The organism is Marinobacterium sediminicola (genome assembly GCF_022343685.1).
Lineage (GTDB): Bacteria > Pseudomonadota > Gammaproteobacteria > Pseudomonadales > Balneatricaceae > Marinobacterium > Marinobacterium sediminicola.
In genome coordinates this window covers 327,777-344,952 of the sequence record NZ_CP092123.1, presented here as the reverse complement: position 1 = coordinate 344,952, position 17,176 = coordinate 327,777, and the positions used below count along the sequence as shown (strand labels likewise).

Annotated in this window: 12 protein-coding genes; 2 read left to right on the top strand and 10 right to left on the bottom strand. The window is 55.7% G+C overall.

Translation table 11 applies throughout. The features are described 5' to 3' along the window. The first annotated feature begins 31 nt into the window (after nucleotides 1–31). Both putP and LN244_RS01575 read left to right on the top strand, forming a co-directional pair. Nucleotides 32–1,522, top strand: coding sequence for a sodium/proline symporter PutP (putP, locus tag LN244_RS01580; RefSeq protein ID WP_239041115.1), 1,491 nt, complete (start codon nucleotides 32–34; stop codon nucleotides 1,520–1,522). A 97-nt stretch (nucleotides 1,523–1,619) separates the two neighbouring features. Beyond that, on the top strand, nucleotides 1,620–2,597 hold the full coding sequence (locus tag LN244_RS01575; protein WP_239041114.1) for a hypothetical protein: 978 nt from the start codon (nucleotides 1,620–1,622) through the stop codon (nucleotides 2,595–2,597). Nucleotides 2,598–2,665: 68 nt separating this feature from the next. On the opposite strand, the gene LN244_RS01570 is transcribed toward LN244_RS01575, so the two are convergent. From LN244_RS01570 to pilM, 10 genes are all read right to left on the bottom strand, one after another. After that, the gene (locus LN244_RS01570; protein WP_239041113.1) at nucleotides 2,666–4,099 is read right to left on the bottom strand and encodes an FAD-dependent oxidoreductase; all 1,434 of its coding nucleotides are present in this window, start codon (nucleotides 4,097–4,099) and stop codon (nucleotides 2,666–2,668) included. A gap of 61 nt (nucleotides 4,100–4,160) precedes the next feature. Further along, nucleotides 4,161–8,615 carry a glutamate synthase large subunit gene (gene gltB, locus LN244_RS01565; RefSeq protein ID WP_239041112.1) on the bottom strand — a complete coding sequence of 1,485 codons (4,455 nt, stop codon included), beginning with the start codon at nucleotides 8,613–8,615 and terminating at the stop codon, nucleotides 4,161–4,163. A 191-nt stretch (nucleotides 8,616–8,806) separates the two neighbouring features. Continuing rightward, nucleotides 8,807–10,405 (bottom strand): SPOR domain-containing protein, encoded by a 1,599-nt coding sequence (locus tag LN244_RS01560; RefSeq protein WP_239041111.1) that lies wholly within the window; start codon nucleotides 10,403–10,405, stop codon nucleotides 8,807–8,809. Nucleotides 10,406–10,448: 43 nt separating this feature from the next. Continuing rightward, a complete protein-coding gene (gene aroB, locus LN244_RS01555) occupies nucleotides 10,449–11,537 on the bottom strand; it encodes a 3-dehydroquinate synthase (RefSeq protein WP_239041110.1) in 1,089 nt (362 codons plus the stop codon). 21 nt (nucleotides 11,538–11,558) lie between these two features. Then, nucleotides 11,559–12,086 (bottom strand): shikimate kinase AroK, encoded by a 528-nt coding sequence (aroK, locus tag LN244_RS01550; RefSeq protein ID WP_275424702.1) that lies wholly within the window; start codon nucleotides 12,084–12,086, stop codon nucleotides 11,559–11,561. 21 nt (nucleotides 12,087–12,107) lie between these two features. Beyond that, the gene (locus tag LN244_RS01545) at nucleotides 12,108–14,231 is read right to left on the bottom strand and encodes a type IV pilus secretin PilQ (protein WP_239041109.1); all 2,124 of its coding nucleotides are present in this window, start codon (nucleotides 14,229–14,231) and stop codon (nucleotides 12,108–12,110) included. 5 nt (nucleotides 14,232–14,236) lie between these two features. Then, nucleotides 14,237–14,800, bottom strand: a complete 564-nt coding sequence (locus LN244_RS01540; RefSeq protein WP_239041108.1) for a pilus assembly protein PilP — start codon at nucleotides 14,798–14,800, stop codon at nucleotides 14,237–14,239. Then, nucleotides 14,784–15,389: a type IV pilus inner membrane component PilO gene (locus LN244_RS01535; RefSeq protein ID WP_239041107.1), complete on the bottom strand. Its 606-nt coding sequence runs from the start codon at nucleotides 15,387–15,389 to the stop codon at nucleotides 14,784–14,786. The genes LN244_RS01540 and LN244_RS01535 overlap by 17 nt, the downstream gene beginning before the upstream one ends. Continuing rightward, on the bottom strand, nucleotides 15,390–15,938 hold the full coding sequence (locus tag LN244_RS01530; RefSeq protein WP_239041106.1) for a PilN domain-containing protein: 549 nt from the start codon (nucleotides 15,936–15,938) through the stop codon (nucleotides 15,390–15,392). It abuts the gene before it with no gap. An 18-nt stretch (nucleotides 15,939–15,956) separates the two neighbouring features. Then, nucleotides 15,957–17,015: a type IV pilus assembly protein PilM gene (gene pilM, locus LN244_RS01525; RefSeq protein ID WP_239041105.1), complete on the bottom strand. Its 1,059-nt coding sequence runs from the start codon at nucleotides 17,013–17,015 to the stop codon at nucleotides 15,957–15,959. Nucleotides 17,016–17,176: the final 161 nt, after the last annotated feature.

Here is a 17,176-nt window from a genome sequence, read left to right as displayed (position 1 = left end):
GCCCCACGAGGGCTGCAGAGAGGCTTTTTGCATGATTGAAAACAACTATGCGGTCTACGGGACCTTTGTCGTTTACCTGATTCTGATGCTGGCAATCGGTGTCATCGCCTACCAGCGCACTGCAAGCTCATCCGACTACTTCCTGGGCGGTCGCTCACTCGGCCCCTGGCCCGCGGCTCTTTCCGCCGGTGCTTCCGACATGAGTGGCTGGCTGCTGCTCGGTCTGCCGGGCTATGCCTTTGGCTCCGGTCTGGAAGCGCTCTGGCTTGCCGGCGGTCTGTTGATCGGTACCTGGGGCAACTGGGTACTGACAGCCAAGCGTCTGCGCACCTACAGTATCGAAGCCGGTGATGCCCTGACCCTGCCGGAGTTCTTTGCCAATCGCTTTCACGACAAATCGCGCATGCTACAGGTAATCTCAGCGTTCTTTATTCTGCTGTTCTTCCTGTTCTACACCAGCTCGGGACTGGTAGCCGGTGGCAAGCTGTTCGAAACCGTATTCGGTCTTGAATACACCACTGCACTGATCATCGGCACCATCTGCATCGTGTCCTATACACTGTTTGGCGGCTTCCTCGCCGTGTCCTGGACCGACTTGGTACAGGGGCTATTGATGGCGGCTGCCCTGCTGATCGTACCCGTTGCAGCGATTCAGGCAGACGGTGGTTTCTCTGCCATGTGGACCGCGGTCGAAGCGAAGAATCCCGAACTGCTGACCCTGTTCAATAACGCGGATGGTGAACCACTGGGCTTCATCGCCATCGTCTCGCTGGCAGCCTGGGGCCTGGGTTATTTCGGTCAGCCACACATCCTCGCCCGTTTCGCGGCCTGCCGCAGTAACCAAGAGATCCCGACTGCACGCCGCATCGCGGTGGCCTGGAGTGGCCTTTCCATGGCAGGCGCACTGCTGGTCGGTCTGGCGGGCATGCTGTTTGTCGAAACCCAGATGGGTGGTGAACTGGGCGATGGCGAAACCATCTTCATGCTGCTGGTCAATGCGATCTTCCACCCGGTCATTGCCGGTATCCTGCTGGCTGCGATTCTGGCGGCCATCATGAGCACCGCGGATTCTCAGCTGCTGGTATCATCCTCGGCCCTGGCCGAAGACTTCTACAAGCAACTTCTGCGTAAGGATGCTTCTCAGAAAGAGATCGTGATGGTCGGTCGTCTGGCTGTTATCGGACTTTCCCTGATTGCCATGTTCCTGGCATTCAACCCGGAAAGCACCGTACTGGGTCTGGTGTCCTATGCCTGGGCCGGCTTCGGCGCGGCCTTCGGCCCTGCACTGCTGATCAGTTTGTACTGGAAGAAGATGACTCGCAACGGTGCCCTGGCCGGTATCGTGGTCGGTGCCGTCACCGTAGTCGTCTGGAAACAACTTTCCGGCGGTCTGTTCGACATGTACGAAATCGTACCGGGCATCATTTTCGCAACCGTTGCGATCGTACTGGTATCGCTGATGGGAGCTGAACCCGATGCCGAGGTTCAGGCCCAGCACGAACGGATGTTGAAGAACCTCTGACCCACTCTGACGGCAGCCCGCTTTTCGCGGTGCTGCCGTTGCTGCACCTCCCTTTATCATCTATACATTAGGTGAACCCATCAGGGATGCAGTCAGCATGAAACTTTCACCGATTGCCTTTCTGGCTCTGGCCTGCGTCAGCCAACTAACCTTGGCCGGCGACGACTCAGACCTGCCGGACTGGGCAGCCAACAGTCTGGATCGCACCCATGACACCATCGGCAGCTGGGTCGACTATTCCGCACGTCGACTTGACGGACTGTTCGGCACCGAGGAAAGCCTGACGGTGGATAATGAATCCTTCCTGCGCATTACGCATGAGACGCTCTGGCAAGAGTCAGACGGTTTTTCGGATGATTTCAGTGTGCGCTTCAAACTCGATCTGCCCACCAGCCGAGAGCGCTTGCGACTGCTGATCGAGAGCGATCCCGAGGAATCCCTCGGCACACTGGCGGAACAGGGCAGCGACAGCCAGCTCAACCAGCGACTGGACGGCAACAATGTCACGATCGGTCTCGATAAACTGGACCCGGACGACAAGCGCCAGCACTGGAGTTACCGTTTTGGCGGCGGCATCAAGGTCAGAACGCCGATTGATCCCTACCTGCGCGCGACCGGAGAACGCGTCTGGAGCTGGGATGACAGCCCCTGGGAACTGAGCAGCTACAACCGCCTTTCCTGGTTTGACAGCGATGGCTACTCTGCACGCAGCCATTGGGATCTGAGCCGGCCACTGGCCCCCAATCGCCGCCTGCGCTCATACACCCAATTTCAATGGCAGGAAACAGAAGACACCCTGGAGTTCTCCCAACGTTTCGAGATTGCACGTCAGATCAATAACCGCAGCAGCCTCCGCCACGGGCTGATCATGGTCGGCGACAGCCTGTCCAGACCGCATATCAATGACTATTACCTGCAAAGCTGGTATCGACGCGACATCCACAAGGGGCGGTTGTTTCTGGACCTGATCCCGGAGCTGCACTTCGACCGTGACTCTGATTTTGACCCCCGCTGGGCCGTCACATTGAGACTGGAGTTTTTCCTCAGGAAAACGATCGACCGGGCAAGTCGTTAGAGGCCAGGCACAAAAAAACCGGATGCCATGACAGCATCCGGTTTTTTAAAAGTCGCTCAGGCAAGCAATCAGACTTCGAGGAAGTCCAGAATGCCCTCAGCAGCTTTACGTCCTTCATCAATGGCCGTTACCACCAGGTCAGAACCGCGCACCATGTCACCACCGGCAAACACCTTGGCATTGCTGGTCTGGAAGGCGAAACGGCCAATTTCCTGTGGCTGTGCCTGAGTCTTGATACGACCATCATCATGCAGATCGATACCGAAATCGGCAAACCAGGACGCCGGGCTCGGGCGGAAGCCGAAGGCCACCAGCACAGTGTCTGCCGGCAGTACTTCTTCAGATCCAGGCACCACTTCAGCTCGACGACGGCCGTTTTCATCAGGCTCACCCATACGGGTGGTGACCAGCTTGACGCCAGTAACCTTGCCATTCTCGCCAACCACTTCCACCGGCTGACGGTTGAACATGAATTCCACCCCCTCTTCGCGGGCGTTTTCCACCTCGCGCTTGGAGCCCGGCATGTTCTCTTCGTCACGACGATAGGCACAGATCACCGATTCGGCACCCTGACGGATGGAGGTACGGTTACAGTCCATGGCCGTGTCGCCGCCACCCAGTACCACAACTTTTTGACCCTTGACGCTGATGTATTCAGCCGGATCCTTCTCAAAGCCCAGGCAGTGGTTGACGTTGGAGATCAGGAACGGCAATGCGTCGTAGACACCGTCCAGGTCTTCACCCGGGAAACCGCCCTTCATGTAGGTGTAGGTTCCCATGCCCAGGAAGACGGCATCGTACTCGTCCATCAGCTGCTGCATGGTCACGTCCTGGCCGACTTCGGTGTTCAGACGGAACTCAACGCCCATCTCGGTGAACACTTCGCGACGACGGCTCATCACGCTCTTCTCAAGCTTGAACTCCGGAATACCGAAGGTCAGCAGACCACCAATCTCCGGGTTGCGGTCAAATACGACCGGCTTGACGCCGTTGCGCACCAGAATATCGGCACAACCGAGGCCCGCCGGGCCTGCGCCGATGATCGCAACCTTCTTGTCGGTCCATTCCACCTTGGACATATCCGGCTTCCAGCCCATGGCGAAAGCGGTGTCGGTGATGTACTTCTCGACAGAACCGATGGTCACGGCACCGAAGCCGTCATTCAGTGTACAGGCACCTTCACACAGACGGTCCTGCGGGCAAACACGGCCACACACTTCCGGCAGGGAGTTGGTCTGATGACTCAGCTCCACTGCTTCCATGATGTTGCCTTCAGTGACCAGCTTCAGCCAGTTGGGAATGAAATTGTGTACCGGACACTTCCATTCACAGTAAGGGTTACCGCACTCGAGACAGCGATGTGCCTGAGATGAGGCATCCTTGGGTTTGAACGGTTCATAGATCTCGGCAAACTGCTGTTTACGCACGCCCGCCGGGATTTTTTCCGGTCCCTGACGGCCAACATCGATAAACTGGAAATCGTTTTTCAGACGGTCAGTCATGTTACCACCTCGTCCGGCACCTGCCCCTCGGGCAGGTGCTGCTGTTAGTCGTTCTCTGTGCTTACTCGGGACGTACACGCACAGTGTTCAGAAGTTCATTCAGGCTTGCGGCCTTCGGCTTCACCAGCCAGAATTTGCCGCTGAAGTCGTAGAAGTTGTCGAGGATCTCCTGACCCCAGGCACTTCCGGTCTCCGCCGTGAACTCCTCGATCACCGAACGCAGGTGGTTCTTGTAAGCTTCCATCTGCTCGGTCGCGATGCGGTGAATGTCCACCAGCTCGTGGTTGTACTTGTCCACGAAACTGTTGTTCATATCCAGCACATAGGCAAAACCGCCCGTCATGCCGGCACCGAAGTTGTAGCCGGTCTCGCCCAGTACGGTCACCATACCACCGGTCATGTATTCACAGCAGTGGTCACCGGCCCCCTCGATCACCGCGTGACAACCGGAGTTGCGCACGGCAAAACGCTCACCGGCATGACCCGCTGCGAACAGCTTGCCACCGGTCGCACCATACAGGCAGGTATTACCCAGGATGGTGGTCTCATTGGACTTGAAGGTGACTTCCTTGAACGGACGCACGACGATCTTGCCACCCGCCATGCCCTTGCCGACATAGTCATTGGCATCACCTTCCAACAGCAGGTTCTGGCCACCGGCGTTCCACACACCGAAGGACTGACCGGCATGACCACGGAAGTTGAACGTGATCGGCGCATCGCTCATGCCCAGGTTGCTGTGCAAGCGCGCGATTTCACCGGAAGTACGTGCACCCACAGAGCGGTCGCAGTTGGTAATCTCCAGCGTCCACTCACCGCCCTGCTTACCGGCGATGGCATCACGCGCCAGCTCCAGCATCTGGGTATTCAGGCTGCCCGGATCATAGGGTTCGTTACGTGCCTGCTGACAGGTATGCGGATACTCTTCCGGCACCCCGGCAGTACCGATAATCGGTGTCAGGTCCAGGTTGGCATGTTTTTCGGTCACGCCTTCCAGGATTTCCAGCAGGTCGACACGACCGATCAGCTCGTCAAAGCTGCGTACGCCCAGCTGAGCCATCAGCTGACGGGTCTCTTCCGCCACGAAACGGAAGAAGTTTTTCACCATTTCCACGGTGCCGCGGAAGTGGTCGTTACGCAGATCGGCACGCTGGGTCGCAACACCGGTCGCACAGTTGTTCAGGTGACAAATACGCAGGTACTTACAGCCCAGCGCCACCATCGGCATGGTACCGAAGCCGAAGCTTTCCGCACCCAGAATCGCAGCCTTGACCACGTCCAGACCGGTTTTCAAACCACCGTCTGTCTGCAGACGAATCTTGCCGCGCAGCTGGTTGGCACGCAGTGCCTGCTGGGCATCAGCCAGACCCAGCTCCCACGGAGAACCGGCATAATGGATGGAGGTCAGCGGAGACGCCGCAGTACCACCGTCATAACCGGAGATGGTGATGAGGTCGGCATATGCCTTGGCAACACCACAGGCGATGGTGCCGACACCCGGACGGGATACCAGCTTCACTGACACCAGACCTTCAGGATTGATCTGCTTGAGGTCGAAGATCAGCTGCGCCAGGTCCTCGATCGAGTAGATGTCATGGTGCGGCGGCGGTGAAATCAGAGTCACGCCCGGTACCGAGTAACGCAGGCGTGCGATCAGATCGTTCACCTTGCCACCCGGCAGCTGACCACCTTCACCCGGCTTCGCGCCCTGAGCGACCTTGATCTGCATGACGTCGGCGCTCATCAGGTATTCCGGCGTCACACCGAAACGGCCCGAGGCCACCTGTTTGATCTTGGAGCGCTTGATCGTGCCGTGACGGGCTGGATCTTCACCACCCTCGCCGGAGTTGGAGCGACCACCCAGTTCGTTCATGGCCACAGCCAGCGCTTCATGCGCTTCCGGAGACAGCGCTCCCAGAGACATGGCGGCACTGTCAAAGCGCGGGAAGATATTCTCGACCGGCTCGACTTCGTCCAGCGGCACCGGCTTCAGGCCCTTTTTCAGACCCAGCAGGTCACGCAGTGTAGCCACACCACGGTTGTTGACCAGTTCCGCGTAACGGTCATAGGCGCGCTTATCGCCCGTGGTGACCGCTTCGTGGATCGTCTTGACCACATCCGGGTTGTAGGCATGGTATTCACCACCGTGAACGTACTTCAGCAAACCACCCTGACGAATCGGCTTACGGGGGCTCCAGGCCTGCTTGGCCAATTCACCCTGTTCCTTCTGGAAGTCGGTGAAGCGAGCACCTTCGATACGGCTGCAAACGCCACGGAAGCAAAGCTCAACCACTTCGCTGGACAGACCCACGGCTTCGAACAGCTGAGCACCACGATAGGACGCGATGGTTGAGATACCCATCTTGGACAGGATCTTCAGCAGACCCTTGTTGATGCCCTTGCGATAGTTTTCATGCGCCTGCAGCGGCTCCAGACCCAGTTCACCGGTGCGACAAAGGTCATTGAGCACACGGTAGGCCAGATACGGATATACCGCGGTGGCACCAAAGCCGAACAGCACTGCGAAGTGATGCGGGTCACGCGCAGTCGCGGTTTCAACGATCAGGTTGGTTTCGCAACGCAGTCCCTTCTCCACCAGGTGGTGGTGTACTGCACCGGTGGCCATGGAGGCATGGATCGGCAGCTTGCCGCGCTGGATGTAGGCATCGGTCAGGATCAGCAGCACCTTGCCACTGCGAGCGGCTTCTTCAGCCTGGGCACAGAGGTTCTGGATCGCCTGCTGCAAGCCGATTTCAGGATCGTACTGCAGATCCAGCTGCTGAGATTCGAACCCCTCATGCGGGCAATTCAGCAGATAGCGGAACTTGTTGGCAGACAGCACAGGCGTGGTCAGGATGATACGACGCGCATGCTCCGGCGTTTCTTCGAAGACGTTTTGCTCGGCACCGATACAGGTCTCGAGAGACATGACGATCGCTTCACGCAACGGGTCGATCGGCGGGTTGGTCACCTGCGCGAACTGCTGACGGAAGTAGTCGTACGGCGAGCGGATCTGACTGGACAGGACCGCCATCGGCTTGTCGTCGCCCATGGAGCCAACCGCTTCCATACCGGACTCGCCCAGCGGGCGCAGAACCTGATCACGCTCCTCGAAGCTGACATTGAACATCTTCATGTGTTCCCTGGTCTCTTCCGGCGACATTTCGCGGAAGGACTGGGACTCCACTTCGAAGTTCATGTGCTGTTCAAGGCGAATGGCATTGTCCTTCAGCCACTGCTTGTAGGGCTGACCGGACTTGAGCTTGTTGTCCACATCTTGTGTGTGCAGAACTTCACCGGTCTGGGTATCGATCGACAACATCTGACCCGGTCCGACACGGCCCTGAGCCACAATGTCTTCAGGCGCGTAGTCGAACACGCCGATCTCGGACGCGGTGCAGATATAACCGTCACGGGTCATTACCCAGCGGGACGGACGCAGTCCGTTGCGGTCCAGCATGCAGACTGCGAAGCGGCCATCGGTCATAACCATACCGGCGGGGCCATCCCAGGGCTCCATGTGCATGGAGTGATAATCGTAGAAGGCACGCAGATCGGAATCCATGGTCTCGACGTTCTGCCATGCCGGCGGCACGATCATGCGCACGGCCTTGTAGATATCCATGCCACCCACCAGCAGGAATTCCAGCATGTTGTCCATGCTGGAAGAGTCAGAGCCGGTTGTATTGACGATCGGCTGCAGCTCATCCAGATTGGGCAGAAGCTCAGTAACGAACTTGGTGCGACGTGCACGTGCCCAGTTGCGGTTGCCGTCAACAGTATTGATCTCACCGTTGTGTGCCAGGAAGCGGAAAGGCTGAGCCAACGGCCAGCGTGGAGCCGTGTTGGTCGAGAAACGCTGATGGTAAGTACAGATAGCCGTTTCCAGACGCGGATCGTTCAGGTCCTTGTAGAACACCGGCAGATCGACCGGCATCATCAGGCCCTTGTAGGACAGAACCTTGTCGGACAGGCTGCAAATGTAAAAATCAGGATCCTGGCTGAGAGCGTTTTCGGTGAGGCGGCGGGCTGTAAAGAGGCTAACGGCAAATTCTCGATCACTCTTGCCGTTCGGATTGATAAATACCTGCTCGATCTGTGGCAGTGTATCTTTCGCGATCGGCCCCAAGCAGCTTTGATCTGTTGGCACTTCACGCCAGCCAGCAACTTCAAGGCCCTGGGCCTCCAAAGCACTGTTCAGCTCATTCCGAGCCTGCTCGGCAAGGGCCGGCTCCCGGGACAGAAATACCATGCCCACGGCATAGTTTTCGCCGAGCTCTACGCCCCGCTCTTCTTTCATGACTGCACGCAGGAAAGTGTCCGGCTTCTGCATCAGCAGGCCACAACCATCCCCTGTTTTGCCGTCCGCAGCGATTCCCCCGCGGTGAGTCATGCAAGCCAGTGCTTCAATCGCCTTTTCCAACAAGTCGTGACTGGTCTGACCCTGCATATGGGCCATCAGACCAAAGCCACAGTTATCCTTGAATTCTCCGAGGCGATAAAGACCTTTATTCATAAGCCGACCTCACTAAAAAACTCTTCAAAAACAAATAGTTATAATATCTCCTTTCTCCCGGGGCATACTGGACGGGCAAAAAGGGGAAGCAATTTTACACGCGCGGTGAAAAAAGAACAAATTTTATCCAGCAAGGGGTAAAATTCGAGACCAAAAAAATGGCACCCAAAGGTGCCATTTTTCATCGTAAGCTACTGATTTTTCTGTATATCTGATTTAACACCCGCTATTGATCGTGCCCAGGGCCGCAACTTCTTGAGATCGGCCGGCAATGCATTTACGGCGCTCACAGCGGCTGCACGGTCAGCATATTGCCCATAGACCACGACATGCCAGGGCTTACCCTTGAACAGGGTACGGAAATAGTAGAAACGCTGCGGTTGGGACTGAGCCTCAATGAAGTCCTTAACGCTCTTTTCTTCGCGGGCTCCCAGCATCTGCAGGGTATATCCCTGCTCTGGCCAACCCAGCAACTCCTGCTCACGAAGCCAGCGCTCGGCCACGCCAGCCGTCGATTCAGCCTGAGCAGGCTTGGGCTCGGGTTCCGGTTTTGGTTCCGGTTTTGGTTCCGGTTTGGGCTCAGGTTTGGGCTCTGACTTCGGTTCCGGCTTGGGTTCTGGCTTAGCGACGGGTGTTGCTTCGGGTTCAACTGCTGCCTTGAGATCAGGCTCAGACTCAACAGCCAAGTCAGAGCGGGGGCCGGAATCAGCATTGGCAACAGAAATCGCCTCTGTTACCGGTGTCGCCTCCAGCGGCTCAGAAATGGCCTGTGCAACCGGTGAAGAAGCGCTGCCTGCAGATACATCATCAGACACAGCAGCCTGCGCAGCCACTTTCGGCAGTTCCGGCCTGACCATATCAATGTTTTCTGCTTGCGGAGCCTTGAACGGTGAAGGCTCTTCATCCAGAGGAATCTCTTTGACTGAACCTGTCTGCGCCTGAGGCACTTTATTAATGGCCAGCGGCAGGGTTACTCGTTCTGCAACCACTTGCTCTTCCTCTTCGTCCGGCAGGTATTGCCAGATGGCAACCGAGAAAACCAGCAGCAGGATCACAAAAGCGGCACTGATATGCTTGGGAGGCATCGGCAACCGGCCGGGCGAGCGAGATACCCCGGCGTCACGCTTGAGCACCTCGGCAACCGCCTGACGCAGCCGCGCTGGTCGGCCGGCAGACTGTTCAACCAGAAGGCGCAACTGTCGTTCCTTGAGTGCCACCCCATCCGGCAACAAGGACTCGATGAATTCCGCCGACTCTTCAGACGTAAAGGGTTCAAGGTTCTCGACATGCAGGTGCCCTTCGAGACGCTGATCCAGCTCCAGACCTCTGAAGCGCTGCTCAAACGCTGCGGTGCCCGCCAACAGGATGCGGGGAGCAGCAGCCCCCTCGAGAGTGGCAAAATTGATCAGCAATTCCAGCGCATTATTGGTCAGGTAGTCAGCATCATCGATCAGCAATACCAGCGAGAGGTCATCCTCCGCCAGCTGCTTCGCCAAGCCATGCAGTTGCGAAAGACGCGCCTGATTGCCATCTGCCGGTTCCAGCTGCAAGGCATGCGTCAACGCCTGCAGCAAGCCGGTTACATCCGCTGTGGCTTCAAAGCCCACCATTGCCGACCGACCCGTCGACGCCTGCCCGTCCTGCTCCAGCTTCTGCAAGAGTGTCGTTTTTCCACAGCCTTCGACACCCGTTATCAGGATCAGAAAGTCGGAAAAGCGCACCAGATGCTGCAGTTTTTCCGACAACTGCAAGCGCGAACCAGGCTCATGGTAGTAACTGGGTACACTCATGTCCGACCTTCAACCTCCTGTTCCGAATCTGCCTTCCAGCCGGTTATAGCTGACCCAGGCACTCACCTGCGGTCAGCGTTTCGGTCAGCCGCTCTGCAGGGAAATCAGACGTTACGACTGCCTTACCCAACTGCTGCAGTAGCACCAGACGCAGACTGCCGTCGATCACCTTTTTGTCTACCGCCATCAGCTCCACGAAACGCTCAGAACTCATGCTGGCCGGCGGCTGTACAGGCAAGCCTGCCGCCTGCAGGATTTTGCGAACACGGTCCAGGTCGGCCTGAGTCAGCCACCCCAAACGAGCCGACAGGTCCGCTGCCATCATGGTGCCAGCCCCAACGGCTTCGCCATGAAGCCACTGACCATATCCCTGATCGGTTTCGATCGCGTGACCGAAGGTATGCCCCAGATTCAACAGTGCACGAACACCTGATTCACGCTCATCCAAGGCCACCATCTCGGCCTTGATCTCACAGGAGCGGTAAATGGCCTGACTGAGTGCTCCGGCATCGCGCCGACGCAGTGCCGACATGTTCTCTTCCAGCCAGGCGAGAAACTCTGCATCATGGATCAAGCCATACTTGATCACTTCTGCCAGTCCTGCGGACAGCTCTCGTTCGGGTAAGGTTGCCAACACATCCGTATCGGCCAGCACCACCTGCGGCTGATGGAAGGCTCCGATCATGTTCTTGCCCAGCGGATGATTCACTCCAGTCTTGCCTCCAACAGAGGAATCAACCTGCGACAGTAGCGTCGTCGGGACCTGAATGAAAGCGACCCCACGCTGGTAACAGGCGGCCGCAAAACCGGTCATATCCCCTACGACACCGCCACCCAAGGCAATCAACGTGGTGGTTCGGTTGTGCCGCTTTTCGAGCAGGGCATCGAAGATCCGGTTGACATGATCCAGATTCTTGAAGGCCTCACCATCCGGCAGGATGATCATGTCGACCTGAAAACCGGACAACTGAGACATCAGTTTGTCCAGATATAACGGCGCAACGGTTTCATTGCTGACCACCATGACCTGTCGGCCTTTGATGAACGGCGCAAGCAGAGGCTGTGCCAACAGGTTCTGACCAATATGAATGGGGTAGCTGCGCTCCCCAAGATCAACATTCAGCGTTTGCATCAGTAAGTCTCCGAAAGCGCTTTACTCTGGCGTAGTGAGGGGTTTCTGCCGTTTGAGGTAACGAACGATGTCGTTGACGACCCCTCTGGGATGACGTCGATCGGTTTTGATCAACAGATCACAGCAAGCGCGGTACAGAGGATCACGCTCCTTGATCAGCGCTTCCAGCACAGCTCGTGGGTTCTCCGTCTGCAGGAGGGGCCGATTTCGGTCCTTTGCGGTCCGCTCAAGCTGTTGCTCAATGGAGGTATGCAAATACACCACCGTACCTCTGCTTTGCAGATGACGGCGATTGGGCTCACGCAGAACAGCACCGCCCCCGGTCGCCAGAACGATATTGTCCAGCAGAGTCAGCTCATCAATGGTTGCTTCTTCACGCTGGCGAAATCCCGCTTCACCCTCGACATCGAAGATCCACGGAATATTGGTACCGGCTTTGGCCTCGATTTCACGGTCGGAATCGTGGAACTCCAGCCCCAGCTCCTGGGAAAGCAAACGCCCTATGGTGCTTTTGCCAGCACCCATAGGGCCAATTAGAAACACATTCAAATTGTTATTAACTCTTTGTACTTATCGTCTCAGTGACTCGCGGATCATCTGCGGAGTAATGAAGATCAGGAGTTCACGTTTTTCGGCGCTACTGGAGCGACTTTTAAACAGATTTCCAATAACTGGTATGTCACCAAGCAAAGGCGTTTTAGTAAAGTTTTCATTACTTTGTCGACGCAGAACTCCGCCCAGCACAACTGTTTCACCATCAGCTATCACGATGGAAGTACGCAATTCTTGCTTATTAATTAGACGGTTGCCAAGTTCATCATAGACCTCACCAACTGAATCTTCAGTAATAATCAAGTCAAGCTGTACTTTATCACCCGGTATAAGCTGTGGCACGACATCCAGTTTGAGGACAACTTCTTTCCACTCAACTGTTACTTCACCATCACCATCGATAGTACGAGTTGGTATCTCCTGCCCAGCTTTAATAACAGCAGCCTTACCATTGGTTGTAATCACTTTCGGCTGTGAAACAACCTCAACCCGCCCATCAGTTTCAAGAGCAGATAGCTCAGCATTAATCAGGACATCACCGCTAATAAACCCAAGCGCAAGGCCTGATTTTATGCCGGTAGTTGGCCCCATATCGATCATTAAGCCAGTTGAATCCATCATGTTGCTTGTGGTGATTTCCTCTGTCACACCATCTTCAACTTGTGCAAGACGGCCACCTATTACCCAGTTATCGCTGCTGTGGTTCACGCCCCACTTTACACCAAGTGACTTTGCATCACTCATCGTAGCAGTCACTAGACGAGCCTCAACCATCACTTGCGCAACTTCAATATCAAACTGCTCGATTGTCCTGCGGATCTCTTCTATCTGACTGGCAGTTTCACGAACCATCAACGTATTGGTTTCATCATCTGCCATCACAAAGCCACGCTCTGAAACCAGCTTGGCTTCAACAACTCTGTCTTTAATGTCAGATGCTTTGCGATAGTCGATCTGAATGAAGTCGGTTACCAACGGCGCTACGGTGATCTCGCTCTGCTGACTCTGCAGTTCAACGGCTTCTCGCTCTGCAATCTCCTGAACAGTACCAACCAGCAGTACATTACCGGCTTCGCGCTTGTCCAGTCCCTTGGTTTTCAGCACGATATCCAGCGCTTGGTCCCAGGGCACATTTTTCAGACGCAGGGTAATATCACCCTGAACGTTGTCGCTGACCACCAGATTCATCTTGGCCACTTCGGCAATGATCTGCAGAACGGTACGAATCTCGACATTCTGGAAATTCAGATCGATCTTTTCGCCGTTGTAGGGGAACAGATTTTCCTTGGCTTTCTGCTCACCGACTGTCAGCGGTTTGAAGTCCAAAACCAGCTGGCTGCCACTCTGGTAGGCCATATAGTCATAAGGCGCGGAAGTCGTTTTGATCAGGATGGTCGCGTTACGACCATTGACTGCTGTGTCGATGAAGTTGACCGGTGTGGCAAAATCCTGCACGTCGAGACGCTGCTGCTGCGAAGGGTCCAGGTTAGCGTTGGTCAGGTTGACCACCACATTGCCGCCTTCCTCAATGATGTCGAGCCCGGCACCGGGATTGGCCAGATCGATGGTGATGCGCCCGCGATCACCCTCCAGGCGATGGAAATCCACTCCAGTGGACTGAGCAGGTGCATTTGTCTCGGCGCGCACTGCAGCTTCAGCACGGTTGGCTTTGGGCTGAGCCTGATCCGCACTGGCGACAACCTGATCTCCACCCAATTCCAGCAGCAACTGATTACCCTCGACACGAATGTCGTATCCCATCACCTCATTCAGGTTGGCTACGATACGCATACGGCCGTTGGCTTCCGCAAAATGCAGGCTGTCAACGTCACCGGACTTCACCGCCAGCATTTTCTGATCCATGCCGTTGCTGGCTCCCCAGACATCCATCACCAGTCGAGGCGGCGTTTCGATCAGGTAAGCCTTTGGCGCGGGAGGAGTAGAGTCGAAGCTCAGCTGAACCTCGATCTTCTTACCCGGCAAGGATGCAAAGTGTACGTCCTGAAGGACAGCATTCTGCGCCACCGCGGCACGACCAAAGACAGTCAGCATCAACGCCATTAGCAGGAGCCAGAATGGCGCCAAGCGTCGGGTCTGCATCCGGTTGGTTTCGATCCGTCTATCTGTATTCACGGTCTGCATCCTTATCAATCCTGCTGCTCTTCTAACGTCAGTGTACGCGGCCGCTTCATCCAGCCGCCCCGCCCATTGGAAATAATCTCTACCAGCTGAAGCTCACGCTCACTGATTTCGGTGACTTCACCGTAATCGTTGCCCAAGTAATTACCTGCGACAACGCGATGAACCTCCTGGTTGGGATCCTTGATCAAAGCCCAAAGAGTGTTGCCACCCGGTTCTGTGATGATGCCAACCATATGCAGGTCATCAACCGAGAACTCTTCCAGGTATTCCTTGGGCCGATCCAAATCCGGCTGAACCGCATCGTTGACGGTATTCTCGTCACGATCAGCCGTCACCCGAACGATGGGGCGGAAAGGATTCCTCAGACTGGCACCTTCATAAACGAAGCTTTCATAAGGCTTGAATGTAGGCAACGGCTCTATCTTGCCACTGGGCCGGGCCTGCTGTTCGCGTGTATAACGCTCGAGATCCTGAGTATCATCCACCCAAAGGCATCCCGCCAACGGCAGCACCAGAAGCAAGGCCAACCCCAGCCGGCCTTTTGACCGAGTATTATTTTGTATCATCATAGCGGTAAGTCTTCGCGCTGATTTCCATTGACAGTCGCCCGCCTGCTTCAGGCGAAAGAGAGAAGTCGTGCAGCGTTACGATACGCTTGATTGCGGCCACGCCACTGACGAATTCACCCATCTGGTGGTAGTTGCCTTGAACCATGATTCTGATAGGCAGCTCTACATAGAACTGTTCCTTTCTCTCAGGCTCAAGTTGTATCAGAGTAAACTCCAGCCCGGCCGCCTGACCGATCTCCGTAATATCTTCCAACAGGCCCGGTACTTCTTTATCGGTTGGCAGCTGCTTCAATAATTCGGCAAATCGACCTTCCACATCGGCCATCTGCTTGCGCAGCGCATCCAGGCTGGCCACCTGAAAAGCCTTGGTCTGGTATTCCTGCTTGTGCTCACGTTCCTTGCTGATCTCACGCTCAACCGCCACATGCTTGTCTTTGATGAAGAAGTGGACACCCGCCCCCACTACAACCGCAAATACCAGCAGATACACGACCACCTTGACACCAATCGGCCAGTTACCGGCCTGATTGATATCCACATTGTTAACATCAAAACCCTGAAAGGCGCGCTTGAATGAGTTGGCATCCATTTATTTAGCCTCCTCAGCATCAGGACGGCTCATGCCAACCTGCATATTGAAATGCTTGACTTCGCCATCTTGATCGACTTGACGCAGATCAGGCTCGGCAAACCAGATGGAGCCATCCAGTCTGCGCATCAACTCTGAAACCTCGTTATTGTTTTCCGCGAAGCCATCGATGGTGATTTTCTCACCCTTGCGCACCAGCAGTTCATAGTGCGCACCGTCCGGCAGCACACGAACCAACTCATCGAAGTTACGCACAATGACGGGACGATTGCCCTGTAACTGCTGGATCGCATTCAAACGTTCCAACAAACGCTCACGCTTGGCCCTGAGTTCCTGAATTTCCTTGATCTTCTGGTCCAGCTTGGCGATCTCGGTTTTCATGTAGTTGTTACGTGCGTTCTGACGATCCATCTGAACGTCGTAGTAATAGCTGATCGCCAGCACCACGAGCACCCCCAGAAGGGCGGCACCGACGATATTGCCGATGAAACGCTTCTGCAGCCGTTCATTCCGTTCTTCGCGCCAGGGTCTGAGGTTAATACGTGCCATACATAATCCCTATGATCCCTAAATATCAAAGCTTCGCTGCGCCAGGCCACATGCCTTGAGCAGGCATGGCGCATCCTTCTGCAACCGTGCCGCATTAACCTTGGAAGCCACTTGCATATTAACGAAGGGATTGGCGATGTGCGTGCTGACGCCAATCTCCTCTGCAACCATATCTGAGAGCCCTTCAAGCCCCGATGTACCACCCGCCAGGTAGAGCTTGCTCAACTGCCCCTGAGAGCCGGACGAGTAATAGAACTGGAGCGCACGGGACACCTGCTGCACGACCGTCTGACGGAAAGGCAGCACCAGCATGTCCATTGTCTCCTCATCCAACTCACCGGAGCTGAGCATGCGTTCAACGTCTGCCACTTCGATCCCTTTCTGCTGATGGATCATGTTGGTCAGATCATTGCCGCCAAACGCCTGCTCTCGGTTGTAAATAATCTTGTTACCCTTGAACACATTCAGGGTCAGGGTCGCAGCACCGATGTCGACGATACCCACAAGCTGACCGCCCGGTTCGCCCTGCTGAAGCAACGGCAAGGTCCGTTCGATCGCATAAGTATCAATATCGATGACTTCACACTTCAGGCCTGAGCCGTTAATCGCCTCTTCGCGGCTGTCGGCATCGTCCCGACGGCAGGCAACCAACAGAATATCGTTGAGCTCTGGAGCTTTGTCGACCGGTCCCTGCACCTCGAAATCCAGTGCGACTTCTTCGAGGGGGTAGGGAATGAACTGATCAGCTTCAACCTGAACCTGTTCTTCCAGCTCCATGCCAACAAAGGCATTACTGATTTCCAGGCGCTTGGTAATGACCGCAGAGGAAGGCACAGCCGTAACCGCATGAGACAGACTCACGCCACAGATTTTGATGCCTCGTTCGATGGCATCGGACACTTCACCGGGAATCTCGACATTGCCGTCGACAACCGCAGCAGGAGGCAAAGGAACGACAGCATAGCCTTCTATCTGGTATGACTGTCCATGTTTGGTAAGCGCGACCAGCTTGACAGAAGCGGACCCGATATCCACTCCTACCCAGCCGGCAGTCTTGGGCTTGAATAAGCTGAGCACGACATTTTCCTTATATCATCAACCAGGTGAAGTCCCGCAATCGGTCACAATGTAGCCTGATTCAGGAACAATTTAAACTGCAAGTTCACTGTGGACCGCGCTAGTTACACCTATATAATGATCCAGCTCTATTTTTTTCCAACGGACTTTCCAGGGCCCGC

Bases quoted from the DNA above. Each gene is read 5' to 3' on its own strand.
- LN244_RS01560 (WP_239041111.1), bottom strand. From the start codon at position 10,405: ATGAGTGTACCCAGTTACTACCATGAGCCTGGTTCGCGCTTGCAGTTG.
- aroB (WP_239041110.1), bottom strand. From the start codon at position 11,537: ATGCAAACGCTGAATGTTGATCTTGGGGAGCGCAGCTACCCCATTCAT.
- LN244_RS01540 (WP_239041108.1), bottom strand. From the start codon at position 14,800: ATGATGATACAAAATAATACTCGGTCAAAAGGCCGGCTGGGGTTGGCC.
- gltB (WP_239041112.1), bottom strand. From the start codon at position 8,615: ATGAATAAAGGTCTTTATCGCCTCGGAGAATTCAAGGATAACTGTGGC.
- LN244_RS01570 (WP_239041113.1), bottom strand. From the start codon at position 4,099: ATGACTGACCGTCTGAAAAACGATTTCCAGTTTATCGATGTTGGCCGT.
- LN244_RS01530 (WP_239041106.1), bottom strand. From the start codon at position 15,938: ATGGCACGTATTAACCTCAGACCCTGGCGCGAAGAACGGAATGAACGG.
- LN244_RS01575 (WP_239041114.1), top strand. From the start codon at position 1,620: ATGAAACTTTCACCGATTGCCTTTCTGGCTCTGGCCTGCGTCAGCCAA.
- LN244_RS01535 (WP_239041107.1), bottom strand. From the start codon at position 15,389: ATGGATGCCAACTCATTCAAGCGCGCCTTTCAGGGTTTTGATGTTAAC.
- putP (WP_239041115.1), top strand. From the start codon at position 32: ATGATTGAAAACAACTATGCGGTCTACGGGACCTTTGTCGTTTACCTG.
- LN244_RS01545 (WP_239041109.1), bottom strand. From the start codon at position 14,231: ATGCAGACCGTGAATACAGATAGACGGATCGAAACCAACCGGATGCAG.